Origin of the sequence: Streptomyces sp. R-74717 (genome assembly GCF_047305335.1) — a bacterium.
GTDB classification, from domain to species: Bacteria; Actinomycetota; Actinomycetes; order Streptomycetales; family Streptomycetaceae; genus Streptomyces; species Streptomyces atratus.
Genome location: NZ_CP102361.1, coordinates 5,419,123 through 5,443,904 on the forward strand (window position 1 = coordinate 5,419,123; position 24,782 = coordinate 5,443,904).

The 24,782-nt window shown below is 68.8% G+C and carries 21 protein-coding genes and 2 pseudogenes; 11 read left to right on the top strand and 12 right to left on the bottom strand.

Annotated elements, in window-relative coordinates; translation table 11 throughout:
- Window positions 1–319 precede the first annotated feature (319 nt).
- Together NRF20_RS24805 and NRF20_RS24810 are read left to right on the top strand one after the other, a co-directional pair.
- A complete protein-coding gene (locus tag NRF20_RS24805) occupies window positions 320–628 on the top strand; it encodes a hypothetical protein (protein ID WP_398628141.1) in 309 nt (102 codons plus the stop codon).
- 398 nt (window positions 629–1,026) lie between these two features.
- Window positions 1,027–1,377 (top strand): WhiB family transcriptional regulator, encoded by a 351-nt coding sequence (locus NRF20_RS24810; RefSeq protein WP_176740522.1) that lies wholly within the window; start codon window positions 1,027–1,029, stop codon window positions 1,375–1,377.
- A gap of 13 nt (window positions 1,378–1,390) precedes the next feature.
- Here the strand turns inward: NRF20_RS24810 and NRF20_RS24815 are convergent, their stop codons facing one another.
- Together NRF20_RS24815 and NRF20_RS24820 are read right to left on the bottom strand one after the other, a co-directional pair.
- The gene (locus NRF20_RS24815; protein ID WP_398628140.1) at window positions 1,391–2,764 is read right to left on the bottom strand and encodes an ArsA family ATPase; all 1,374 of its coding nucleotides are present in this window, start codon (window positions 2,762–2,764) and stop codon (window positions 1,391–1,393) included.
- Window positions 2,761–3,759 (bottom strand): ArsA family ATPase, encoded by a 999-nt coding sequence (locus NRF20_RS24820; protein ID WP_398628139.1) that lies wholly within the window; start codon window positions 3,757–3,759, stop codon window positions 2,761–2,763. The genes NRF20_RS24815 and NRF20_RS24820 overlap by 4 nt, the downstream gene beginning before the upstream one ends.
- A 71-nt stretch (window positions 3,760–3,830) precedes the next feature.
- Between NRF20_RS24820 and NRF20_RS24825 the strand changes: the two genes are divergently transcribed.
- The 4 genes from NRF20_RS24825 (at window position 3,831) to NRF20_RS24840 (ending at window position 6,354) form a co-directional block, all read left to right on the top strand.
- Window positions 3,831–3,989, top strand: coding sequence for a DUF4177 domain-containing protein (locus NRF20_RS24825; protein WP_003967454.1), 159 nt, complete (start codon window positions 3,831–3,833; stop codon window positions 3,987–3,989).
- Window positions 3,989–4,459 carry a RidA family protein gene (locus tag NRF20_RS24830; protein WP_398628138.1) on the top strand — a complete coding sequence of 157 codons (471 nt, stop codon included), beginning with the start codon at window positions 3,989–3,991 and terminating at the stop codon, window positions 4,457–4,459. The genes NRF20_RS24825 and NRF20_RS24830 overlap by 1 nt, the downstream gene beginning before the upstream one ends.
- Window positions 4,460–4,618: 159 nt before the next feature.
- Window positions 4,619–5,527, top strand: coding sequence for an NUDIX hydrolase (locus NRF20_RS24835; RefSeq protein ID WP_413753290.1), 909 nt, complete (start codon window positions 4,619–4,621; stop codon window positions 5,525–5,527).
- A complete protein-coding gene (locus NRF20_RS24840) occupies window positions 5,524–6,354 on the top strand; it encodes an MBL fold metallo-hydrolase (protein WP_398628136.1) in 831 nt (276 codons plus the stop codon). The genes NRF20_RS24835 and NRF20_RS24840 overlap by 4 nt, the downstream gene beginning before the upstream one ends.
- 88 nt (window positions 6,355–6,442) lie before the next feature.
- On the opposite strand, the gene NRF20_RS24845 is transcribed toward NRF20_RS24840, so the two are convergent.
- Window positions 6,443–7,117: a Crp/Fnr family transcriptional regulator gene (locus NRF20_RS24845; protein WP_014046869.1), complete on the bottom strand. Its 675-nt coding sequence runs from the start codon at window positions 7,115–7,117 to the stop codon at window positions 6,443–6,445.
- Between the two features lie 301 nt (window positions 7,118–7,418).
- Here NRF20_RS24845 and nth point away from each other — a divergent pair, with 301 nt between their 5' ends.
- The 3 genes from nth (at window position 7,419) to NRF20_RS24860 (ending at window position 10,544) form a co-directional block, all read left to right on the top strand.
- Window positions 7,419–8,357 (top strand): endonuclease III, encoded by a 939-nt coding sequence (gene nth / locus NRF20_RS24850; RefSeq protein ID WP_398628135.1) that lies wholly within the window; start codon window positions 7,419–7,421, stop codon window positions 8,355–8,357.
- Window positions 8,358–8,419: 62 nt separating this feature from the next.
- Complete coding sequence (locus NRF20_RS24855; RefSeq protein WP_413753291.1) at window positions 8,420–9,250, top strand: NUDIX hydrolase; 831 nt, start codon at window positions 8,420–8,422, stop codon at window positions 9,248–9,250.
- Between the two features lie 88 nt (window positions 9,251–9,338).
- Window positions 9,339–10,544: a MarP family serine protease gene (locus tag NRF20_RS24860; RefSeq protein WP_398628133.1), complete on the top strand. Its 1,206-nt coding sequence runs from the start codon at window positions 9,339–9,341 to the stop codon at window positions 10,542–10,544.
- 117 nt (window positions 10,545–10,661) lie between these two features.
- On the opposite strand, the gene NRF20_RS24865 is transcribed toward NRF20_RS24860, so the two are convergent.
- From NRF20_RS24865 to NRF20_RS24895, 7 genes and pseudogenes are all read right to left on the bottom strand, one after another.
- Window positions 10,662–10,865: a hypothetical protein gene (locus NRF20_RS24865; protein ID WP_229845996.1), complete on the bottom strand. Its 204-nt coding sequence runs from the start codon at window positions 10,863–10,865 to the stop codon at window positions 10,662–10,664.
- Between the two features lie 106 nt (window positions 10,866–10,971).
- Window positions 10,972–12,018 carry an alpha/beta fold hydrolase gene (locus tag NRF20_RS24870; protein ID WP_413753292.1) on the bottom strand — a complete coding sequence of 349 codons (1,047 nt, stop codon included), beginning with the start codon at window positions 12,016–12,018 and terminating at the stop codon, window positions 10,972–10,974.
- Window positions 12,015–12,548, bottom strand: coding sequence for a phage holin family protein (locus NRF20_RS24875; RefSeq protein ID WP_398628131.1), 534 nt, complete (start codon window positions 12,546–12,548; stop codon window positions 12,015–12,017). The genes NRF20_RS24870 and NRF20_RS24875 overlap by 4 nt, the downstream gene beginning before the upstream one ends.
- Before the next feature lie 47 nt (window positions 12,549–12,595).
- On the bottom strand, window positions 12,596–14,002 hold the full coding sequence (nhaA, locus tag NRF20_RS24880) for a Na+/H+ antiporter NhaA (RefSeq protein WP_413753293.1): 1,407 nt from the start codon (window positions 14,000–14,002) through the stop codon (window positions 12,596–12,598).
- Window positions 14,003–14,216: 214 nt separating this feature from the next.
- A complete protein-coding gene (gene acs / locus NRF20_RS24885) occupies window positions 14,217–16,217 on the bottom strand; it encodes an acetate--CoA ligase (RefSeq protein WP_413753294.1) in 2,001 nt (666 codons plus the stop codon).
- Between the two features lie 209 nt (window positions 16,218–16,426).
- Complete coding sequence (locus tag NRF20_RS24890) at window positions 16,427–19,234, bottom strand: bifunctional SulP family inorganic anion transporter/carbonic anhydrase (RefSeq protein ID WP_398628128.1); 2,808 nt, start codon at window positions 19,232–19,234, stop codon at window positions 16,427–16,429.
- Between the two features lie 526 nt (window positions 19,235–19,760).
- Window positions 19,761–20,236 (bottom strand): annotated as a pseudogene (locus tag NRF20_RS24895) (hypothetical protein); the annotation flags it as partial.
- Window positions 20,237–20,246: 10 nt separating this feature from the next.
- Between NRF20_RS24895 and NRF20_RS24900 the strand changes: the two are divergent.
- Window positions 20,247–20,843: pseudogene (locus tag NRF20_RS24900) on the top strand (hypothetical protein); the annotation flags it as partial.
- A gap of 149 nt (window positions 20,844–20,992) precedes the next feature.
- Here the strand turns inward: NRF20_RS24900 and NRF20_RS24905 are convergent.
- Window positions 20,993–21,988: an ATP-binding protein gene (locus NRF20_RS24905; protein ID WP_398628126.1), complete on the bottom strand. Its 996-nt coding sequence runs from the start codon at window positions 21,986–21,988 to the stop codon at window positions 20,993–20,995.
- 102 nt (window positions 21,989–22,090) lie between these two features.
- On the opposite strand from NRF20_RS24905, the gene NRF20_RS24910 reads away from it, so the two are divergent.
- Window positions 22,091–22,915 (top strand): oxidoreductase, encoded by an 825-nt coding sequence (locus NRF20_RS24910; RefSeq protein ID WP_413753295.1) that lies wholly within the window; start codon window positions 22,091–22,093, stop codon window positions 22,913–22,915.
- Between the two features lie 530 nt (window positions 22,916–23,445).
- Here the strand turns inward: NRF20_RS24910 and NRF20_RS24915 are convergent.
- Window positions 23,446–24,285 carry an HAD family hydrolase gene (locus NRF20_RS24915; RefSeq protein ID WP_266360342.1) on the bottom strand — a complete coding sequence of 280 codons (840 nt, stop codon included), beginning with the start codon at window positions 24,283–24,285 and terminating at the stop codon, window positions 23,446–23,448.
- Between the last annotated feature and the right edge of the window lie 497 nt (window positions 24,286–24,782).

Below are 24,782 nucleotides of genomic sequence, written 5' to 3' on the forward strand. Positions count from 1 at the left end.
GCGACTGGCTTCGGTGAGAACGGTCATGAGGACCCTCCGCGGAGCTGACCCCCGTCCTTCTGTCTCTCGTCGACAGGGGCTGGATCGAGGTCTGCCGCGTCATTCCCTGGACTGCTCCTGATGGAAGCCCTGGCCTTCAGCCCGGCGCGCCCATCGCACGGGGAGACCTGCCAGTGCTTCTGGCCGATGACGACAACTGGGAGTATCCAGACAGCGGCGAGTGGATCGGCTGCCCGACTCTGACATCGACAAAGGAGGGGTGGCAGATTCCCTGCTGAGTCGGTGGCCCAGAGGGCCGGCAGCAGCCGATCATTCGCCCATGAGACCCGAAGTGCAGACGTTCGTTGCGGGTGGCCCGCTCCCCGACTGGGACGCGAGCGAAGAAGAGATCGACAGGCGCGATCAGCAGCTACGTGCGATCCCGAAGCCGGTCACCGGGGAGGAAGCGAAGGCGCTGGTCGCGTGTTTCGGGCCCGACGACTGCTACGGCGTCGCCTGGACGCTCCTGCACCTCATCGAGACGGGCCCGAACCCCGTCCTGACCACTGCCCCCGGCCCCGACGCCAACGAGTGGAGCCAGCGGCTCTACGACCGCGCCGTGTTCGGAGGACTCATCCCGCGAACTTGACGGCATAGCAACGTGAGGTGTCTACGTTCTCATTCGCCGGACACGCGTATATGCCTTGGCCTAAGCTGCTCCCAACTGTCACAGCAGTCCTGTTGCGTATCAACCCCCATGCACGATCCGGCCACGAGTTCAGGCACTCCCGAATTCGCCTCCTGTGTCATCGAACGTCCGTTGTGATCCAGGTGAACTGTCCTGATTCTGCTGGGACATTCAGGTATGTCCTCACCTCACTCCCCTGGGTGATCTGCCGCATACGCATAGTCCGTTCGGGCCATTCAAGATTGGGCCCGAAGGGGGTGTTGTGCTGTCGCCGCCTTCCGTAACGTCCTCAACTGGCAGCGGTGAATATGCCGCTACCGCCGTGGGGGAGCCTCGATTCGGGAGAGGACGGCGCCGTGATGGGCTGGGTAACCGACTGGAGTGCGCAGGCAGCCTGCCGCACTACCGATCCGGATGAACTGTTCGTACAAGGGGCAGCGCAGAACAGGGCCAAGGCGGTGTGCACCGGATGCCCGGTGCGGACCGAGTGCCTGGCCGATGCGCTGGACAATCGCGTCGAATTCGGCGTGTGGGGCGGAATGACGGAGCGGGAGCGCCGCGCACTGCTGCGCAGGCGACCGACCGTCACGTCCTGGCGCCGGCTGCTGGAGACCGCGCGCAGCGAGTATGAGCAGTCCACGGGCATCCTGCCCGTGGCGATCGGGCTGGACGATGACGAACTGCACGAGAGGTACGCCGCGGTGGGGTAGAGCGGACGGGCGGCTACGCAGCTCCGGCCGGGGTGGAACCGGTCGCGAGCCGGTCCCCGATGGCCCGAAGCCCCGCGAGGTCATGTACGTCACCGGGCAGCGCGGCCACTTGGGTCACGGCGACCTCGGGGTGCAGCGCGGTGAAGCGGTCGCGTGTGCGCTGTTCGCGCGCGACCACCTGCATCCGTTCCGCGTGCAGCCGCAACAGACCTGCGGTCAACTGCTGGACGGAAGCGGCCTCGGTCACGGTCTCGGTCCTGGTTGCGACTTCGGGAGCCGGTTCGGGATCTGGCTCGCGGTCTTCGGTGTCCTCGTGCTCGGAAGGATCGGCAACGGCTGCGGGAGAGGCGACCGACCAGTCGGCCGGGTCACGAAGTCCAGCCTTCCCGGCCGTCTGATCCACAATGCCGACCCCGTCAAGATTTTCTGCGGCCGCAAGTGCGAGCTCGGCAGAGAGCCGGGCGGCGTCGCTGCCATGGACACGGTTGAGTACCAGGCCGGCCAGCGGCATTTCCTCCGCGGCCAGCCGTTCCACGAAGTACGCCGCCTCGCGCAGCGCGTCCCGCTCCGGTGTCGCGACGACGAGGAACGCCGTACCGGGCGCCTGCAGCAGTTTGTACGTGGCATCGGCCCGGGTGCGGAAGCCGCCGAACATGGTGTCCATCGCCGCCACGAAGGTCTGTACGTCGCGCAGGAACTGACCGCCGAGCAACTTGCCGAGGGTGCCGGTCATCATCGACATGCCCACATTGAGGAATTTCATCCCTGCCCGGCCGCCCATCTTCGCCGGGGCCATCAGCAGCTTGATGAACTTTCCGTCCAGGAACGAACCGAGCCGCTTCGGTGCGTCCAGGAAGTCCAGCGCGGAGCGCGACGGCGGGGTGTCGACGATGATCAGGTCCCACTCGTTGCGCGCGCGCAGCTGCCCGAGCTTCTCCATCGCCATGTACTCCTGGGTGCCCGCGAAACCGGCCGACAGGGACTGGTAGAAGGGGTTCTCCAGGATCGCGCGGGCCCGTTCGCCGTCCGCGTGCGCCTCGACGATCTCGTCGAACGTCCGCTTCATGTCGAGCATCATGGCGTGCAGCTCCCCGGCGCCCTCGCCGTCGATGCCCGACACCCGGCGCGGGATGTTGTCCAGCGAGTCGATGCCCATGGACTGGGCGAGCCTGCGCGCCGGGTCGATGGTGAGGACGACGACCTTACGGCCGCGCTCGGCCGCCCGTACGCCCAGCGCCGCGGCGGTCGTGGTCTTGCCGACCCCGCCCGAACCGCAGCACACGACGATCCGGATGCCGGGGTCGTCGAGCAGTGCGTCGGTGTCCAGCGCGGGTGCGGGTGCGGTGGCCCTGTCTGTGGCCGTGTCCGCGTCCGTGCCCTGTGTCATGTACCCACCCCTTGTCCCACCCCTTCGCCCACCCCGTCACCCACGCCCTGCTTGCGGAGTTCGGTCGCCAGGTCGTAGAGCCCGGCCGGGTCCATGCCCTCGCCGATCAGCGGGAGTTCGTACCCCGGCAGCTCCAGGCCCGCGAGCACCCCGCGCTGCTCGCGCTCCAGCTCGACCCGCTGGGCATGCTCGGCCGCCTGCTCGACCAGGGGGCGTACGAGCCCCGCGGAGCCGGTCACGCCCGCCCGGGTCAGTGCCCTGGCGATCTCCTTGCGGCGGCCGCCCGCGGCGGTGCGCAGCGCGTCCTCGTCCAGCAGATGCGGTCGCACCATGTTCACGATGACCCGGCCGACCGGCAGTTCGGCGGCCCGCAACTCCGCGATGCCGTCCGCGGTCTCCTGGACCGGCATCTCCTCGAGCAGTGTCACCAGATGGACAGCCGTTTCGGGGGACTTCAGCACCCGCATCACGGCCTGCGCCTGATTGTGTATAGGGCCGATCCGGGCCAGCCCCGCCACCTCGTCGTTCACGTTGAGGAAGCGGGTGATGCGCCCGGTGGGCGGGGCGTCCATGATCACGTAGTCGTAGACGTACCGGTTCTGCTTGTCCTTGCGGCGTACGGCTTCGCAGGCCTTGCCGGTCAGCAGCACGTCCCGTACACCGGGCGCGATCGTGGTGGCGAAGTCGATCGCGCCGAGCTTCTTGAGCGCCCGGCCCGCGCTGCCGAGCTTGTAGAACATCTGGAGGTAGTCGAGAAGGGCGCGTTCGGCGTCGATCGCGAGGGCGTACACCTCGCCGCCGCCCGGCGCGACGGCGATCTTGCGCTCCTCGTACGGAAGGGACTCCGTCTCGAAGAGCTGGGCGATGCCCTGCCTGCCCTCGACCTCCACGAGGAGGGTCCGCCTGCCCTCGGTCGCGAGGGCGAGCGCGAGGGCGGCGGCGACCGTGGTCTTACCGGTACCACCCTTGCCGCTGACGACCTGGAACCTGCTCACGTATTCGAGCCTAACCAGTCGGGCCGCGGGCTACGCACGAGGCTGCGCGTGCAAGGCATTACAGTCGGGCCATGACCAAGTGGGAATACGCGACCGTGCCGCTTCTCGTGCACGCGACCAAGCAGATTCTGGACACCTGGGGCGAGGACGGCTGGGAGCTGGTCCAGGTCGTTCCCGGCCCGAACAACCCCGAGCAGCTCGTGGCCTACCTGAAGCGGGAGAAGGCGTAGTGGCCGGCGCTGTGGAGGCGAAGCTCGCCGAGCTCGGGCTGACGCTGCCGGACGTCGTGCCGCCGCTGGCGTCGTACCAGCCGGCCGTGCAGTCGGGGGTGTACGTGTACACCTCCGGCCAGCTCCCGATGGTGGACGGCAAGCTCGCCGTCACCGGCAAGGTCGGTGCGGAGGTCACGCCCGACGAGGCCAAGGAACTGGCGAAGATCTGCGCGCTCAACGCGCTGGCCGCCGTGAAGTCCGTCGCGGGCGACCTGGACCGGATCGCGCGAGTCGTGAAGGTCGTGGGCTTCGTCGCCTCGGCATCCGACTTCACCGGGCAGCCCGCCGTGATCAACGGCGCCAGCGAGCTGCTGGGCGCGGTCCTCGGCGACAAGGGCGTGCACGCGCGCAGCGCGGTGGGCGTCGCGGTGCTGCCGCTGGACGCGCCGGTGGAGGTCGAGGTCCAGGTCGAGCTGGTCGGGGCCTGAGCCGTACGCCCGCCGCGGTCCTTGGGCGGTCGCTGCCGTCCGCTGTCGATTCTCTGATCCCGTCCGGTCGTGATGACCGGGCGGGATCATGTGTGTACGGGGCATGTACGGGTCAACGTGCCTCTCGAACATCGTCGCGGTTCCGGATAGCCTCCGGCCATGTCCAATGGTCAGTGGTACCCACCGGAATGGCCCGACCGGATCCGGGCACTCGCCGCGGGCGAGCTGACGGCCGCGACCCCGAAGCGGGCCGCCACCGTGATGCTGCTCCGGGATCCTGCCGCTGACACCGGGGGCGGCCCCGCCGTCCACATGCTGCGCCGCCGAGCCTCCATGGCCTTTGCCGGCGGGGCGTACGCCTATCCGGGTGGCGGGGTCGACCCGCGCGACGACGACCGGCTCGTCGGCTGGGCCGGACCCGCGCTGGAGAGCTGGGCCGAGCGGCTCGGCGTCGGTACACCGGCCGAGGCGCAGGCCATCGTCTGCGCGGCGGTCCGTGAGACGTACGAGGAAGCGGGTGTCCTCCTCGCCGGCCCGACCGCCGATACGGTCGTCAGCGACACGACCGGCGCCGACTGGGAGGCCGACCGCGGGGCACTGGTCGCCCGCGAGCTCTCCTTCGCTGAGTTCCTGGACCGTCGTGGTCTGGTGCTGCGCTCCGACCTGCTGGGTTCCTGGGCGCGCTGGATCACCCCCGAGTTCGAACCACGCCGCTACGACACCTGGTTCTTCGTTGCCGCGCTCCCCGAGGGCCAGCGCACCCGCAACGCCTCCACGGAGGCCGACCGCACGGTGTGGATAGCGCCCGGAGAGGCCGCCGACGGGTACGACAGGGGCGAGTTGCTGATGATGCCGCCGACCGTGTCGACGCTGCGGGCGCTCAGGCCGTACGGGACGGCCGCCGAGGCCCTGAAGGCGGCGGATTCCCAGGACCTCACCCCCGTACTGGCACAGGCGCGGCTGGAGGGCGACGAGTTGGTGCTGAGCTGGCCGGGACACGACGAGTTCACCAAGCACATCCCGAGCCGGCCGACAGGTGCAGGTGGCGCGGGAGGTGAAGCCGTATGAGCGACGCGGCCGCGCTGCCCGGCCAGCCACGCGGCGGGGTGCTGTCCGGACCCGCCACCACCCGTACCGTCAACGTCCTCGCACCCAACGCCTCGGCGATGACGCTGGACGGCACCAACACCTGGATCGTCGCCGAGCCCGACTCCGACCTCGCGGTCGTCATCGACCCGGGCCCGCTGGACGACACACATCTGCGGGCCGTCATCGACACCGCCGAGCGGGCGGGCCGCCGGATCGCGCTCACCCTGCTCACCCACGGGCACCCGGACCATGCGGAGGGCGCGGCGCGCTTCGCCGAGCTGACCCGTACCGCGGTGCGCGCCCTGGACCCGGCGCTGCGCCTCGGCGACGAGGGCCTGACCGCGGGCGATGTGATCACCACCGGGGGCCTGGAGCTGCACGTCGTGCCGACCCCCGGGCACACTGCGGATTCGCTCTCCTTCCATCTGCCCGCCGACCGGGCGGTGCTGACGGGGGACACGATCCTCGGACGCGGCACCACGGTCGTCGCACATCCGGACGGGCGGCTCGGCGACTACCTCGACTCGCTGCGGAGGCTGCGTTCGCTCACGGTCGACGACGGCGTGCACACGGTGCTGCCGGGGCACGGCCCGGTGCTGGAGGACGCGCAGGGCGCGGTCGAGTTCTACCTCGCACACCGCGCGCACCGGCTGGCCCAGGTGGAGACGGCGGTCGAGGCCGGACACCGGACGGTGTCGGAGGTGGTGGCGCAGGTGTACGCGGACGTGGACCGGTCCCTGTGGCCCGCGGCGGAACTCTCGGTTCTGGCGCAGCTGGAGTACCTCGGCGAGCACGGGCTGATCTAGGCCGGAACGGACATGCGCAAGGCCCCGCCGTGCGGCAGGGCCTTGCGTACGGAGATGGCGCCCGGCCGGGGCCGGCCGGGCGGGCCGGCTAGCGGGACCGCTTGGCCAGGCGCTCCACGTCCAGCAGGATCACGGCGCGCGCCTCCAGGCGCAGCCAGCCGCGTCCGGCGAAGTCGGCGAGCGCCTTGTTGACCGTCTCGCGGGAGGCGCCGACCAGCTGGGCCAGCTCTTCCTGGGTCAGGTCGTGGACGACATGGATGCCTTCCTCGGACTGGACGCCGAAGCGGCGCGACAGGTCGAGGAGGGCGCGGGCGACACGGCCCGGTACGTCCGAGAAGACCAGATCGGACATCTGGTCGTTGGTCTTGCGCAGTCGGCGGGCGACGGCACGCAGCAGGGCCGTGGCCACCTCGGGGCGGGCGTTCAGCCAGGGCTGGAGGTCGCCGTGGCCGAGGCCGAGGAGCTTGACCTCGGTCAGCGCGGTCGCGGTGGCGGTGCGCGGGCCCGGGTCGAAGAGCGACAGCTCACCGATCAGCTCGCCGGGGCCGAGGACCGCCAGCATGTTCTCGCGCCCGTCGGGGGAGGTGCGGTGGAGCTTCACCTTGCCCTCGGTGACCACATAGAGGCGGTCGCCCGGGTCGCCCTCGTGGAAGAGCGCGTCGCCGCGCGCGAGGGTCACCTCACTCATCGAGGCGCGGAGCTCCGCGGCCTGCTCATCATCGAGCGCCGCGAAAAGCGGGGCGCGCCGCAGAACGTCGTCCACGAGTTCTCTCCTTGTCGGCCTGTTCAGGGAACCGTGGTCCCCATCATGCCGGACGGTAAAACAGTGCGATCAATCACAAACCAGTTTGACGCACGAGCGTGCCGAACCGTGAGGCAGGGGGCCGATTGGGGGTGGATACGCGGTGACCGGGGCGGATGTCGGTGTGTGGCTCTAGGCTGGCCGGGTGTCCAAATCGCCGGTGAGAGCGCAGGCCAAGGGGGCTGATGGGGTGTCGGAAGGCCGTGATTCCGCTGTGGGCGAACAGGCTGCGAGTCGCCCGAAAAAAGCGACAAAACGCCCCGTGGGTGAGCAGGTCCCTAGGGCCGGTGTGAAGACCGCAGCGAAGCCCGCGCCGAAGTCCGCCGCACCGGCCGCAGCCAAGTCTGCCGCGAAGGCCACCGCACGGGCCGCAGCCAAGTCCACCGCGGTGGCCACTGTGAAACCCGCGAAATCCGGAGCAAAGCCCGGTGCGAAACCGGAATCGCATCTGGCGATGGTCCGCCGTGCGCGCAGGATCAACCGTGAGCTCGCCGAGCTCTACCCGTATGCCCACCCCGAGCTGGACTTCAGGAATCCCTTCGAGCTTCTCGTCGCCACGGTCCTCTCCGCCCAGACCACTGATCTGAGGGTCAACCAGACCACCCCCGCCCTCTTCGCCGCCTACCCCACCCCCGAGGACATGGCCGCGGCCGTCCCGGAGGAATTGGAAGAGCTCATTCGGCCGACCGGTTTCTTCCGGGCCAAGACCAAGTCGCTGATAGGCCTCTCCGTGGCGCTCAGGGACAGGTTCGGCGGCGAGGTGCCGGGCCGGCTCGCCGATCTCGTCTCGCTTCCGGGAGTCGGCCGCAAGACCGCCAATGTCGTGCTCGGGAATGCCTTCGGCGTACCGGGCATCACGGTCGACACCCATTTCGGGCGCCTGGTCCGCCGCTGGAAGTGGACGGAGCAGGAGGACCCGGAGAAGGTCGAGGCCGAGATCGCTGCGATCTTCCCCAAGAGCGAGTGGACGATGCTCTCGCACCGCGTCGTCTTCCACGGCCGCCGCATCTGCCATGCCCGCAAGCCCGCCTGCGGCGCCTGTCCGATCGCCCCGCTCTGCCCGGCGTACGGGGAGGGCGAGACGGACCCGGAGAAGGCCAGGAAGCTGCTGAAGTACGAGATGGGCGGTCAGCCCGGGCAGCGGCTGAGCCCGCCGGCGGACTACCCGGGCAAGCCCGCGCCGGCCCTGGGGGCCGGCTGACGCACGGCGCTCGCTCCGGAACGAAATGCGTGATGACAGGCGTTGTGAGACGAGGGGTGCCTATGAAGACGCACGAACAGAGCACGCAGAGCACGCACGAACAGAGCGCGGAAGCGGCAGCCGCGCCCGCGGCGGTCAGCCCTGCTGCGGTCAACCCGGCGGCCGTGAGCCCCGCTGCGGCGATCGCGGCGGCCGCCGCCACCACGGCAGGCGCAGGTCACGACGGAGCCATCACCGTCACGACCGAGGGCCTGCCGGACTGGCTCGACCCCGTGGCCCGTGCCGCGCGGACGATCGAGCCGGACCAGCTCAGCCGCTTTCTGCCGCCGGAGAGCGGCGCCGGGCGGCAGTCCGCCGTACTCGTACTGTTCGGGGAGGGTGAGTGCGGTCCCGAGCTGCTCCTCATGGAGCGATCAGGAAGCCTGCGTTCCCACGCTGGGCAGCCTTCCTTCCCCGGCGGCGCCCTGGACCCGGAGGACGGCGACCAAGCCACTACAGGGCCGCTCAGGGCCGCTCTGCGGGAGGCCCGGGAGGAGACCGGCCTCGATCCGCGCGGAGTGCAGCTCTTCGGTGTGCTGCCCCGGCTCTACATCCCCGTGAGCGGCTTCGTCGTGACACCGGTCCTCGGCTGGTGGCGGTCGCCGAGTCCGGTCGGCGTCGTCGATCCGGGTGAGACAGCCCGGGTCTTCACTGTCCCCGTGGCGGATCTCACGGACCCGGCCAATCGCGCGACCACGGTCCATCCGAGCGGTCACCGAGGCCCGGCATTTCTGGTCGAATCCGCCTTGGTCTGGGGTTTCACGGCCGGAGTGATCGACCGGATTCTGCACTTCGCGGGCTGGGAGCGCCCGTGGGACACCGCCAAGCAGGTGCCGCTCGACTGGCGTGCATGACAGGCTGACTCCCGTGCTGCGCTGTCCGGCCCTGCCCGGACCCAGTCGAAGGAACAGGCCCGGTGACGAATCTGCGAGGCTATAGACGGTGAACGTGCTGGACATCCTGCTGCTGGCCGCCGCCGTGTGGTTCGCGGTCATCGGCTATCGCCAGGGGTTCGTCGTCGGCATCCTGTCGGTGATCGGGTTCCTGGGCGGCGGTCTCGTAGCCGTCTATCTGCTGCCGGTCCTGTGGGACCAGCTGACGAACGGCTCCGAAGTCTCGTCGACGGCGGCCATCGTCGCCGTCGTCATCGTGATCGTCTGTGCCTCGGTGGGCCAGGCGTTCACCACCCATCTCGGAAACAAGCTCCGCCGGTACATCACGTGGTCGCCCGCGCGCGCTCTCGATGCCACCGGCGGCGCCCTGGTCAATGTGGTCGCGATGCTGCTGGTCGCCTGGCTGATCGGCTCCGCACTGGCCGGTACCTCACTGCCTACGCTGGGCAAGGAGGTCCGTAGCTCGTCGGTCCTGCTCGGCATCTCCCGGGTGATGCCGGCCCAGGCCTCCACCTGGTTCACGGACTTCTCCTCGGTCCTTGCGCAGAACGGCTTCCCGCAGGTCTTCAGCCCCTTCGCCAACGAGCCGATCACCGAGGTCCGGGCCCCGGACCCGGCGCTGGTCGGCAGCCCCGTGGCGGCCGCCGCCAAGAAGTCCATCGTCAAGGTCGTCGGTACGGCCCCGAGCTGCGGCAAGGTCCTCGAAGGCACCGGTTTCGTCTTCTCCGACCGCCGGGTGATGACCAACGCCCATGTCGTCGGCGGCGTCGACGAGCCGACCGTCCAGATCGGCGGCCAGGGGAGGCTGTACGACGCGAAGGTCGTTCTCTACGACTGGCAGCGCGACATCGCCGTACTCGACGTACCGGATCTCGACGCGAAGCCGCTGAAGTTCACCGACACCGATCACGACGCCGGCACCGGGAACAGCGCCATCGTCGCGGGCTTCCCGGAGAACGGCTCGTACGACGTACGGGCCGCGCGCGTCCGGGGCCGTATCGACGCCGACGGACCGGACATCTACCACCGGGGCACTGTCCGCCGCGATGTGTACTCGCTCTTCGCGACCGTCCGTCAGGGCAACTCCGGCGGACCGCTGTTGACCCCCGACGGCAAGGTGTACGGAGTCGTCTTCGCGAAGTCGCTCGACGACCCCGACACCGGCTACGCGCTGACGGCCGACGAGATCCGCAAGGACATCGCGCACGGCCGCACCGCCAACCAGCAGGTCGACAGCCAGGCGTGCGCCCTCTAGAGCCTCTCCGGCCCTGATCCGCCGGACAGGCCCTGGGCGTACTGCCCTGTGGCAGCCGGGAGAGTCGTGGAAGTCCCGCCCGGTCGGTGAACGCTCACCGGCCGGCCGGGGCGGACATCATCCGCGTGGATGGCGCAGCCGCGCCGAGACCCAGCGGGCCCGACGGCGCAGAATGCGCGGAATGCCGAGCCGGGGATCATGCAGAACATGCATATCGTGCACCCGGCCCTGGGGGCCGCCCCCCTCATGAGTGCTCGGACTCGCCGTGGCGGTCGAGCGACGGTTGCGTGCTGCGTCACCGAAGTCGTGCGTCCAGCCCATACCCCGACGTCTGCCCGTGCCTCATGGTCGGTAACCGCCCATCCGCCAGCCAATTGGCCTATGCGCCAGGCAATTGGCTGTTCGTCGGACAACTGTGCCCGTACGGCTACCGGTCGGGCTCGGAATCCTTGAGCCAGTTGATGAGTTCGGCCGAGAACCCGTCCGGATCCTCCTCGTGGGGGAAGTGCCCCAGACCGTCGAAAAGTCGCCAACGGTACGGCGCTTCGACGTACTCGCCGGACCCCGCCGCGCTCCGCGTACGGATCGCCGGATCGAGTGAACCGTGCAAATGCAGTGTGGGTACCCGCACCGGCCGCTTCATGCGCCGGTTGAACTGGATTCCGTCCGGACGGGCCAGGGAGCGCACCATCCAGCGGTACGGCTCGATCGAGCAGTGCGCCGTCGAAGGGATGCACATCGCGCGCCGGTAGACGTCGACCGCCGCATCGTCGGGGAACTCAGGGGTCCGGGGGCCCGCCCAGTCACGGATCAGCCGTCCCACCAACGCCGCGTCGTCCGCGACGAGCTGACGCTCCGGCACCCACGGGCGCTGGAAGCCCCAGACGTACGAGCCCGCGCGGGACTGCGTGAAGTCGGAGAGCATCGAGGAACGCCAGCGGCGCGGATGCGGCATCGACGAGACCGCGAGGCGGCGCACCAGCTTCGGCCGCATCACCGCAGCCGTCCAGGCGAGGTAGCCACCCATGTCGTGGCCGACCAGGGCGGCGTCCGGTTCGCCGAGCGAGCGGATCACGCCGGTGATGTCGAGCGCCAGGTTGGCGGGGTCGTAACCCCGGGGCGTGCGGTCACTGCCGCCGACTCCGCGCAGATCCATCGCCACAGCCCGGAAACCGGCGTCGGCCAGTGCGGTGAGCTGATGGCGCCAGGTCCACCAGAACTGCGGGAAGCCGTGCAGCAGCAGCACCAGCGGCCCCTCGCCGAGCTCGGCGATGTGGAAGCGGGCGCCGTTGGCCGCCACGTCCCGGTGGGTCCACGGCCCGTCGAGCCGTACGGGCCCACCGGAGCCGACCGGGCCGGGGGAACTCGGCAGGTCAGAGGGGCCTGAGCGGCCGGTCGAGCCCGAGGAGCCGTCCGGGCCTGCCTGACCTTCCGGGCCTACTGGGCCGGATGCACTGGAATCGGGGACCGTCATGTGGACGAGCGTGCCACAGCGGACGCCTTGTCCTGGACCGAAGACTTCTCCAGAGCCTTGTCCGCAGGCCTGCTGCCCACAGCGGCCGGACGGCTCGCCCCCGCCGTGACAGCGGGCCGCGGGTGCGGCTTGACGCCCTGCAGCACGGCCGCTGTCTGCTTGGCCGAAGCGATGGACCTCTCCGGAGGCTTCACCTTCTTGAGCTTGGCGATGGCGAACAGTGCGAGCAACGCCCCCAGCACGATGAAGGCGGCTCCCACGATCGTGAACGACACGGCGAGGCCGAGCCCCAGGTAGTGGATTCCGTACGCCGCCGCGAAGCTCAGCACCGGGATCGCGAACAGAACCAGCACGCCCGCGATGATGAACGCCACGCTCCCGGTTACGCCACGCTTGACGTCCTGCCGCACCTCGGCCTTGGCCAGGGCGATCTCGTCGTGCACCAGTGCGGACATCTCGGCCGTCGCCGCGGCGACCAACTGCCCGAGACTGCGGTCGGCACTGCCCGCGTTGTTGCCGGGGTCGCTCATCCCTGACTCCCTCTCCTGCTTTCCTGCTCAACACATCTGGTGTCAGATCATGCCGGACCGTCCGGCTTGCTGCTCGCTGCCCCCGCCAGTTGGGCAAGGCGGCGGTGCTCGGCCGCCTTCTTCTCGTAGATCGCGGCCATCCGCAGGTGGTACTCCGGGTCGTCCTGCTCGTAGACGTCGGGCACGCCGTCCTCGTCCTCGTCGAGCTCCTCCGCCTCGTGCAGCGTCCGGTATCTGCGTACCCGGAGCTTGAGCAGTAGACCGGAGAGTACGGCGGCTGTCAGCGAGCCGATCAGCACGGCGGCCTTGATCTCGTTGATCATGTCCTCGTCGCCGGCGAAGGCCAGTTCACCGATGAGCAGCGAGACGGTGAAGCCGATCCCGGCGAGCGAGGCGACCGCGAAGACATCCGCCCAGGCCAGGTCCTTGTTCAGCTCCGCCTTCGTGAAGCGGGCGGCCAGCCACGTACCGCCGAAGATGCCTACCGTCTTGCCGACGACGAGCCCCAGGACGACACCGAGCGTCTCGGGCCGGGTGAAGACGCCCGCCAGTGCGCCGCCGGAGAGGGGGACACCTGCTGAGAAGAGGGCGAACAGCGGCACGGCGATACCGGCCGACAGCGGGCGGACCAGGTGCTCGATGTGCTCGCCGGGGGAGTGGGTCTCGCCGTCCCGCCGGGTGCAGCGGAGCATCAGGCCCATGGCGACACCGGCGATGGTGGCGTGGATGCCGCTGTTGTACATCAGCCCCCAGATGACCAGGGCGAGCGGTACGTAGATGTACCAGCCGCGCACATTCCTGCGCAGCAGCAGATAGAAGACGGCGAGACCGATGAAGGCGCCGGCCAGCGCCATGAAGTTGATCTGCTCGGTGAAGAAGACCGCGATGATCAGGATCGCGAAGAGGTCGTCGACGACGGCGAGCGTCAGCAGGAAGGCGCGCAGCGCGTTCGGCAGCGAGGTGCCGATGACCGCGAGGACGGCGAGCGCGAAGGCGATATCGGTGGCGGTGGGGACGGCCCAGCCGTCCGTGGAACCCCCGCCGGTCACGGCCACGAGTGTGTAGACGACGGCCGGAACAGCCATTCCGCACAGCGCGGCAACGACCGGGAGTGCGGCCGCCCTGGGGTCGCGCAGTTCGCCCGCGACCAGTTCCCGCTTGAGTTCGACGCCCGCGACGAAGAAGAAGACCGCGAGCAGCCCGTCCGCCGCCCAGTGCTCCACGGAGAGGTTGAGACCCAGCGACCCGGGACCGAAGTGGAAGTCGCTGACGGCCGCGTAACTGGAACCGAAGGTGTTCGCCCACACCAGGGCGGCTATCGCGGCCACCAGCAGGATGACTCCGCCGACGGTCTCGGTGCGCAGGGCGTCCGCGAGGTAGTTCCGCTCGGGGAGGGACAGGCGCGCCAGAAAGGTGCGGCGGGAGGAAGATGGTGTGGGGGTGGGCGTGGCCACGAGTGAGGACCTCCGGGTCGGGCAGCGATGGCATGGCTGATGCACTTGCCGACCAGACTTCCCGGCACACCCTGTGGAGATTTCTTATTGCTTTGTTGACGCGGCTGCCACTGTACCCGGGGTGCGCGGGGCGGTATCCGGTGATCTTCACCTTAAATGCCCGAGGGGCACCCGGCGCGTCGCCGGATGCCCCTCGGGGACGTACTCGCCTCGGTCAGTCCTCGGATGAGGAGGAGGACGGCAGCTGGGTCTGGATGAGGTCCATCACCGACGAGTCAGTGAGCGTCGTGACGTCGCCCAGTTCGCGGTTCTCGGCGACGTCACGCAGCAGACGCCGCATGATCTTGCCGGAGCGGGTCTTCGGCAGCTCGGCGACCGGCAGGATCCGCTTCGGCTTGGCGATCGGGCCGAGCGTGGCGCCGACGTGGTTGCGCAGCTCCGCGACGAGCTCGTCCGAGGCGGCAGCCGTACCGCGCAGTATCACGAAGGCGACGATGGCCTGGCCGGTCGTCTCGTCGGCGGCGCCGACCACGGCAGCCTCGGCGACCGAGGGGTGCGACACGAGCGCCGACTCGACCTCGGTGGTCGAGATGTTGTGCCCGGACACGAGCATCACGTCGTCGACCCGGCCGAGCAGCCAGATGTCGCCGTCCTCGTCCTTCTTGGCGCCGTCGCCCGCGAAGTACTTGCCCTCGAAGCGTGACCAGTACGTGTCGATGAAGCGCTGGTCGTCGCCCCAGATGGTGCGGAGCATCGACGGCCACGGCTCGGTGAGGACGAGATAGCCGCCACCACCGTTCGGAACCTCATTGGCCTCGTCGTCGACGACCGTGGCGGAGATACCGGGCAGGGCGCGCTGGGCGCTTCCCGGCTTGGTCTCCGTGACGCCCGGCAGCGGCGAAATCATCATGGCGCCGGTCTCGGTCTGCCACCAGGTGTCCACGATCGGGCACTTGTCGGCGCCGATGTGCTTGCGGTACCACATCCACGCCTCGGGGTTGATCGGCTCACCGACCGAACCGAGGACCCGAAGACTGCTCAGGTCGAACTTGGCGGGGATGTCGTCACCCCACTTCATGAACGTACGGATCGCGGTCGGCGCCGTGTACAGGATCGTGACGCCGTACTTCTGCACGATCTCCCAGAAACGCCCCTGGTGCGGGGAGTCGGGCGTGCCCTCGTACATGACCTGCGTCGCGCCGTTGGCCAGCGGGCCGTAGACGATGTACGAGTGGCCGGTCACCCAGCCGATGTCGGCGGTGCACCAGAAGACATCGGTCTCCGGCTTGAGGTCGAAGACCGCGTTGTGGGTGTACGCGGCCTGCGTGAGGTAGCCACCGGAGGTGTGCAGGATGCCCTTCGGCTTACCCGTCGTGCCGGAGGTGTAGAGGATGAAGAGCGGCTGCTCCGCCTCGAACGCCTCGGGGGTGTGCTCGGCGGACTGCCGGCCGGTGATCTCGTGCCACCAGACGTCCCGGCCCTCGGTCCATGCGATGTCCTGGCCGGTGCGCCGCACCACGAGGACGTGCTCGACGCTGTCGAAACGGGAGACGGCGTCGTCCACGGCGGGCTTGAGTGCGGATGGCTTGCCGCGGCGGTAGCCACCGTCGGCGGTGATGACGACCTTGGCGTCCGCGTCCTGGATACGGGCGGCGATGGCGTCGGCGGAGAAGCCGCCGAAGACCACCGAGTGCGCCGCGCCGATGCGGGCGCAGGCCAGCATCGCGATGGCAGCCTCGGGGATCATCGGCAGATAGACGGCGACCCGGTCGCCCTTGCCGACACCGAGCTCGGTGAGGGCGTTCGCTGCGCGGGAGACCTCGTCCTTCAGGTCGGCGTAGGTGATGGCGCGGCTGTCGCCGGGCTCGCCCTCGAAGTGGATGGCGACCCGGTCACCATGGCCGGCCTCGACATGGCGGTCCACGCAGTTGTACGCGACGTTGAGCTTGCCGTCCGCGAACCACTTCGCGAAGGGCGGGTTGCTCCAGTCGAGCGTCTCGGTCGGCTCCGTGGCCCAGGTCAGGCGTCGGGCCTGCTCGGCCCAGAAGCCCAGCCGGTCCGCCTCGGCCTGCTCGTACGCCTCCGCTTTGACGTTGGCATTGGCGGCCAGATCGGCAGGCGGTGCAAACCGCCGCTCCTCCTTGAGCAGATTGGCCAGGCTTTCGTTGCTCACGACATCTCCCATTCCCAGGGTGTCCGTTGTGTCCCGGGGCATAGCTCATCAGGCCAAAGGCCGGGTGACAAGTGTCTGCCCGGAATTGGTTTAGACCTGTGTCTCGTGTATGGAGACACGCTCCCGCCTCCACATGCGGTCCGGTGCGGCGCGGCGCTGTGCACCACAGTGCGGAGCACAGCGACACGGAGCCGTACGGAGCGACATGGAGGCGGGACCACAAGGTCTCACGGACCGGGGGCGAATGTGGTTCAGACGCCGGTACGTTCCAACTCGCCGGAACCGGCTGGATCACCCGGGGCGGCGGGCCTGGGGGTGTCGGTGTCGCCGGGCGAGCGGGAGCCGGATGGGGTGTGGGAATCGGACGAGGCATAGGCGTCGGATGGGGTGTGGGAATCGGACGAGGCATAGGCATCGGCCGGGGTGTGGGAATCGGACGAGGCGTGGGCGTCGCCAGGGTCCACGCGGTTGAACACCTCGTCGAGCGCGAGCCCGGCGCTCGCGCCCTCGGCCAGCAGATAGGCCTGCGCCTCGCCCACATGGAAGTACATCCCGTGCAGTTGAAGTGTGCCCTCGGCGAGCCGCCGCGCCACCGATCCATGGGCCCGCAGGTGGTCCAACTGCTGGACCACATTGGTGAGGCAGAGCTGTTCCACCGCATCGGCCGGAAGGCGGCCGGAGATCCGGGCCCAGGCATGATGCCGGGATCTCATCCGCTCCAGGCTCGGCAGCCCGTGTCTCAGCCAGCGCCACAGGGACGTCAGCGGAGTGTCCGGGTCCGGCTTGGCGCCGAGCAGAGCCTGCATCGCGCCGCAGCCGGAGTGCCCGCAGACGGTGATGGACTCCACCTTCAGTACATCCACCGCGTACTCGATCGCGGCGCCCACCGAGTGGTCACTCGACTCGGCGTCCGGCGGGGGCACCAGATTGCCGATGTTCCGTACGGTGAACAGGTCACCCGGGCCGCTCGCCGTGATCATGCTGGTGACCAGGCGGGAGTCGGCGCAGGTGATGAAGAGCTGAGAGGGGCGTTGACCCTCGCGGGCCAACCGAGCCAGCTCCTCGCGCACCAGCGGAGCGGTGTTCCGCTGGAACGAACTCAGACCGCTGAACAGGCGGTTGCCGCCGGTCCGGCGCGGGGCGGCGGTGGGTGAGCCGGCCGGGCCGGGGGTGCTGTGGGCTCCGGAGGCGTCGTGGGACGTGTGCTGCTCGGGGGAGCGGTCCTCGGCGGAGCCGGATCCGCAGTCGGGGGTGCGGCCCGTGTCGAGGCGGGTGTGGTGGGTCTCGGGCGTCTGGCCGGGCCGGTCGTGGCAGTGATGGTTGCGCCACGGCGTCCATGGGCGGCAACAGGAATGCGCCGCCGAGGCGGGCTCGGCGATCCGGCCGCCGGACCTGCCGGTGAAGACGACCCGGCCGCCGTGGGCCGTCTGGGCAATGCTCCAGTCCTGGATCGTCTCGTACGCCGCATGGTCCATGAAGAAGCCGTCCAGCTCGACGACGGCATCCCCGTCCTGGGGCAGCCGGGCGAGCGCCCGACTGAGCCGGGGCACCGCGAGGAACGTCAACTGGCCCCGTACGACCACCAGATGCTGGCCGCCCTGTTCGGTCACGGTGATCCTGGTCCGGGCCAGCCGGTGCAGCGCGACGGCCACTGCCACCGCGATGCCAATCACTACACCCTTGAGCACACCGAAGAGGAGCACGCCGGTGATCGTCGCCCCGTACACCAGGAATTCACGGTGCTTATGGACATTGCGGATGTGGGCGAAACTCACCATCTGGATGCCGACCATCATGACCAGCGCGGCGAGCGCGGCCAGCGGGATCTGCTCCAGGGCGGTGACCAGCAGCCCTGCGGCGAGCACCACCCAGACGCCGTGCAGCACGGTGGAGGCGCGGCCCGTTGCTCCGGCCCGAACATTCGCCGAACTGCGCACCGCACCGCCGGAAACCGCCAGCCCGCCGACAAGCCCGGAAAGGGTGTTGGCGATGCCCTGGGCACGCAGCTCACGGTCGAGATCGGAGCGTCTGACGGGTGGGTCCGGCGGGGACGGACAGGCCGGGCCCGGGCGGCCCTGGGCCGTGGCTGAAGTCGAAACCGAAGCCGGATCCGAGGCCGAGGTCGACGTCAAGTCGGCTTTGGACCGGGCAGCCGCTTGCCCGCCGGCACGGTCGGCCGACAGCTTGTCCACGGCGACCGCGGCGAGCAGCGACTCCAGACTGGCCACCAACATCACTGTCAATACAGCGGTGGCCAGAGCGAGTACGGGGCCGTGCGGCATCTCCGGCAGTGCGTGCGAGCGCCAGGACGGCAGATCGACCCGGGCGATCCCGGGCGCCGTGATCGCGGCCACCGCCGTCGCGGTCACCACTGCGGCGAGGGCAGCCGGAATCCGCCGTACCACCCGGCCGATCCGCCCCGGAATCCGCGGCCACAGGATCAGGACGGCGATGGTCAGCACGCCGATCAGCGGGGCGGCCGGACTCACCCGCCCCAACTGGTCCGGGAGGGCGAGGGCGTTGGCGACGGCCGAACTCTGAGGCGAGCCGCCGAGCACGATGTGCAGCTGGGCGAGTGCGATGGCCACGCCGATGCCGGCGAGGGTGCCGTGCACGATGGCGGGGCTGACGGCTAGGGCGCTGCGTGCCGCCCGCAACGAGCCCAGCAGGATCTGCAGAAGTCCCGCGCCGATGGTGATCGCGCAGGTGGTGCGCCAGCCGTAGATCTGGATCAACTCGGCTGTGACCACGGTCAGTCCGGCGGACGGGCCGCTGACCTGGAGGGGTGTGCCGCCGAGCAGTCCGGCGACGATTCCGCCGATCGCGGCGGAGATGAGGCCGGCCTCCAGCGGGGCGTCCATGGCGACGGCGAGGCCGAGCGACATGGGGACGGCAAGCAGGAAGACCGTGATCGATGCGGACAGGTCGGCGCCCGCGATGCGGAATCGTCTGTCGCCTGGCGGCGGTGGCGGGCTGTGCGGTCGTTTGATTCCCGAGGCGCGGGGTGGACGCGAACTGCGGGATGTGTGGTCATGACGAGTGGGGACGCAAGCAGACATGTTCCCGTCTCCTCCGGGGCAGCGCGGTCGCGGAACGTGGGGGACGCGGCCGTGGGTCACGGCGTGCAGCGGCGGGATTTCTCAACTCTCAGTAAACAGATCGTAATGGAGAGTAAAGATCTCTGTCCATACTTGAGATCAAATGGCCCATCCAATCACCTGTTCAAGTGAATAAGCGGCTTTTCATTCGGCTTGTCATATTAATTTCGGCATCGCTGTATGTGACCTTGACCGCGCCGCGTCTGCAGTTCAACGCAAATTTCCCGCAAGGAAGAGGGGGCGGGTGATGGGCGCCACGAAGAGAGTCGCCGCGAAAAGGATCGCCGCCAAGCGGGTCACACTGGGTGTCATGGCCGTGGCACTCGCCGCGGGAGTGGCCGACTGCTCCTCCCGTGCGGATTCCAGGACCGGAGCAGCCGGCCCCGCTGCCGTGAAGCGAGACGCCGGAGCGAAGAAGAACGTCCCCCGAGCCGCTCCCGAAAGCATGTTCCGGCTCATCGGCGACGGCTCCACCGCCTTCACGGGCAGCACCGATGACCTCCTTGTCGTAGTCGAAGGGAAGCGGCTGCTCGCCCTTGAGGTCGGGGTCGTTGGTCTTCCAGCTCTTCACAAAAGTCTTGGCCAGTTGATCTCGCTCTTCCACTGATCGACGGACCGTGTGCCGACGCCGCCGTCGGAGTCGCAGAAGTGGCCGCTGAAGTGCGTACCGATCTCGTCGCCGCCCTCCCAGGCACCGCGAACCTGGGTGATGGTGTTCCGGATTCCCTCGGTGTCGTTGAGGCCGATGTCGGGGCTGCCGGCGCTGCGCTTCGGCGGGTCGTAGAGCTCTCGCTTGCCCTCAGGCAGCAGATATGCGCCGCTGAGGAAGTACGTCATGTTCGCGTGGTATTTCTTGCCCACCTCACGGAAGTGAGAGAACAGCTTCTGGCTGTCCTCTCCGGCACCGTCCCACGAGAACACCACGAACTGCGGGGGCTTCCGGCCGGGTGCCAAGCGCTGTGCCACGGCTGGCCGCACCCCCTGTCTGGAGGGGCAGAAGAATGGGGTGGCCGCAGCGCGGGCGACGGGCTTCCGCTACGACTCCAGTGGCGTCAACAACCAGGTCTGGCCCAAGAAGAAGGACGGCATCTGGGATCTTTCGATGCAGCTCGTCCCGGTTCTGGGGCGCGACTTCGAGACCCTGCCGATGGACTACAACTTTATGTTCAATCAGTCCGGTACGACGCAGAGCGATCCGGGCCGACACGAGTACTGGGGCAACCAGATGCGCGACGGCCTGATCCAGGCCCTCGACCGCGCGTACGACGGGAACCGTGCCCCGCTGATCATCGGCAATCACTTCGAGTCCTGGAACGGCGGCACGTACATGCGGGCCGTCGAGCAGACCATCGCGGCGGTCTGCACCAAAGAGGGCGTCCGCTGCGTGTCCTTCCGGCAGCTGGCCGACTGGCTGGACGCACAGGACCCGGTAGCGCTGGCGAAGCTCGGCACGCTCGATGTCGGCCAGGCCCCGGCGAAGGGCTGGACGGACTTCCTCGACGAAGCCGCGACTTCGGGGGCGGACGCGGACCGTGCGCCGGGGCCGGCAAGGCTCATGCCGGGTCCGGCGCGGATCAGGCCGGCCGCCAGCTCGGTGACCGTGCTCGGCGACGGTGCTCGGCCACCGAGCTGCACGCCCTTCGGCTGCGACTGCCGCGTGAGGGCGCCATGGCGCCCGGGCCGGAACGAGGGCATCCTCCCGGCCCGGGCGCCGACGGATCAGGCGGGCTGAGCGGCGCCGTCCTGCACGTACCGCTCGTCGAGTACGAAGGCCGGGTCGACCTGGGCGGCCAGGTCGGCGCCCGTCTTCTCATTGCCCCAGCTCTCCGCGTTCTTCAGATGGAAGTGCACCATCTGTCGCGTGTAGCGCTCCCAGTCCCGCTGCTCGTACGAATCCTCCGCGACGTTCTGCAGCGCCTGCAGAGCCATCCGGTTGTCTGCCTCCAGCAGCTCGAAGCGGGCCGGCCTGCCCTTCTCCATGGCCCGTACCCAATCGGAGTGCCCGACGCTGACCAGCAGATCGTCGCCCACCTCGGCGCGCAGGAAGTCCAGGTCGTCCTCGCCCTGCACCTTGTTGCCGATGACCTTCAGCGCGACCCCGAAGTCCCGGGCGTACTCCTTGTACTGGCGGTAGACCGAGACGCCCTTACGGGTCGGCTCGGCGACCAGGAACGTCATGTCGAAGCGGGTGAACATCCCGGAAGCGAAGGAGTCCGAACCTGCTGTCATGTCAACGACGACATAGTCGTCGGGGCCGTCGACGAGATGGTTGAGGAAGAGCTCGACCGCACCGACCTTGGAGTGGTAGCAGGCCACACCCAGATCCGACTCGGTGAACGGCCCGGTGGCCATCAGCTGGATCTCCCCGTCGTCGAGCCGGACCGTGCGGGCGCACGCGTCGTAGATCGGGTTGTTCTCGCGGACCCGCAGCAGCCGCGAGCCCTCGCCGGGCGGAGTCGTCTTGATCATCGTCTCGACGGAGGCGATACGGGGATTGCTGCCGCGCAGATACTCCTTGATCAGAGGCAGCTGGGCCCCCATGGCGGGCAGCGCCGCAGCCTCTTGGTCGTCGAGGCCGAGCGCGGCCCCGAGATGCTGGTTGATGTCGGCGTCCACCGCGACGACATGGGCTTCATTGGCGGCAAGGTGGCGGATGAAGAGCGAGGACAGCGTGGTCTTGCCGCTGCCGCCCTTCCCTACGAAAGCGATCTTCATGTTCACCTAGGGTAGCGGTCTGATTGCAGTCTGCTGTCGCGCTTCGTGAAGAAGGCCACTCCCGGGCGGTATTGGTGTAGGGGGCGCGTAGCCTCGCTACTTATGAGTACGACTGCCTCTGATCCGCTCGCCACCCTGGGCACCCTGCCGGGGGTCGCCGACGCGGTGGACTCCGTACGCAAGGCCGTCGACCGGGTTTACGGTCACCGCGTCATGCGGCGCCGCAGCAATGAGGTCACCGCCGAAGCGGCGCTGCGCGGCGCCCGTGGCTCGGCGGCGCTGTCCGGCGCCGACTGGTATCTGGAGGAGGTGCGCCGGCGTACCGACTTCAGCGGTGACGGTGAGGCGCATGTGATCGGAGCGGCCCTGAGGCTCACCGCCGAAGCGGGCCAACTGCTCTCCATCTGGCGGCAGTCGCCGCTGCGTGTCCTGGCACGGCTGCATCTGGTTGCGGCCGGCGGCGCGGCGCCCGAGGACGCTGTCGGCCGGCCACGTCTGGCCGGCGAACCCGTGGACGAGCCGCTGATCGAAGCGCCGCTGCCGGACGCCGAGGAGGTGGCGGGGCGGCTGGAAGGGCTTTCCGGATTGATCCTTTCGGGCACTGCGGCGCCCGCGCTGGTGACGGCGGCGGTCGTGCACGGTGAACTGCTGGCCCTGCGTCCCTTCGGTTCGTACAACGGCCTCGTCGCGCGTACCGCCGAGCGGATCGTGCTGATCGGGAGCGGCCTCGACCCCAAGTCGATCTGTCCCGCCGAGGTGGGCCACGCCGAGCAGGGGCGGGTGGCGTACATCGCTGCGTTCGAGGGTTATCTGTCGGGGACGCCGGAGGGGATGGCGGCCTGGATCGCGCACTGCGGGTGCTCCGTGGAGCTGGGAGTCAGGGAATCGACGGCGGTGTGCGAGGCGCTGCAGCGCGGCGCTGCGTAGCAGGGTGCGTCGGTTCCGCGGGCTGGGCACGCGAAACGGGCGCGGCTAATCGATGACTTCACCGCGGTAACTCCAGCGCGGTAACTCCACTGCCCGGTAAAAGGGTTGCGGCGGTACCGTCCTCGGTACCGCCGCTGGCATGTCTACCCAGTTACCATGCGTCCTCGATATGTGCCCATCAGGTCGGGGGCTTTGCCCGTTCCCTGGTGCGGCTGGCCCGTAATCGACGGGTCGACGTCGCGTGGGTGCTCGGTTTTCATGCTCGGTCCGTGGGGCCTTCTCTGCGTTATCAGGTAATCCTCTCGGATGTCCTTGGTCTCGCGGGCCGTTGAGTCCTTTGTACTCCAGAGCCGAGGCGAGCGGTAGTGCTGACCATACTTCTTTACTTTTAGGTTCAATTACGGGCGAGTTGGACAACTCGGTTCGGCTGGATGAATTGGACTCATCGGTCGCCCTGCTTGATCCCATCGATCGGGCCGGGCGGCGGGGTCTGGGAGGTGCGTAGGGGGCGCCGCCGCCCGGCTCGTACATCAGGTGGAGGTCGTGGTGGTGCGGCGGCGGGAGCTGTACCAGACCAGTCCCGCCGTGACGGCGGCTGCGCCCAGCGCTGCCGCAGCGACCAACGCCGGGCGCGGCGGCATCGAGAACGTCGGCAGTCGCTGCTTGAGTCGGACCGGTCGGTCAAAGGTGAGAATCGGCCATTCGCGAAGGGTTGCTTCGCGCCGTAGAGCGCGGTCCGGATTCACTGCGTGCGGGTGGCCGACCGACTCCAGCATCGGTACATCGGTCGCGGAATCGCTGTAGGCGTAGCAGCGCGAGAGGTCGTATCCCTCCGACAGTGCGAGCGCCTTGACCGCCTCGGCCTTCGTCGGCCCGTACGCGTAGTACTCCACTTCGCCGGTGAAGCAGCCGTCGTCACCGACGACCATCCGGGTGGCGACGACTCGGTCGGCGCCGAGCAGCTCGCCGATCGGCTCGACGACCTCGGCGCCCGAGGTCGAGACGATCACCACATCGCGTCCGGCGGTGTGATGCTCCTCGATGAGCGTCGCCGCTTCGTCGTAGATGATCGGGTCGATCAGATCGTGCAGGGTCTCGGCGACGATTTCCTTCACTTGCTGGACGTTCCAACCCTTGCAGAGCGCGGAGAGGTATTCCCGCATCCGCTCCATCTGGTCGTGATCTGCACCCCCGGCAAGGAACACGAACTGTGCGTACGCAGTGCGCAGTACAGCGCGGCGGTTGATCAGTCCGCCTTGGTAGAAGGACTTGCTGAAGGTCAGCGTCGAAGACTTCGCAATGACCGTCTTGTCCAGGTCGAAGAAGGCTGCTGTGCGCGGCAAGAAGCGGTTTTCCACAAGGCTGAGCATAGGGGCCCACCATTCGGCGTAAACTCTGGCGCGTGGGTTTGCCTGAGAAGGCTCTCGGGTACACCATGGAAGTCACGGATCGTTCGCGACCGTGCTAACCCGGTCCGGCTCCTCCCCCCCGAGTCGGCCGTGGGGACGACCCCCGCTCTCCCCCCCGGCGGGGGTCGTCGCATGTCCGGACGCGTTTCTGTCACTCGGAATCAAGCATTCTGCCTCCATTTCGGCCGCGATGGCCCGCTTCTCGTTCCGTCTCTCACCATCTTGACTCGTCACGGTGCGTAGCGGAAGTGCTGCTCTCCGGAAGTCGCCGGTATGAGCGACAGAGATATTCACAACGGCAGAGTTGTCCACAGTTTTTGAGCAAGATCCACACGATTTCCCGAAGCACTGCACGGTGATTCCAGCCGCGAAGTCCGCGGCTTGTGGAATCGCCGATCTCGGAACGCTCCGAGATCACCGCGAACCGCGATGAAGGTGCAGTGAGAAGGGGGCGGAGA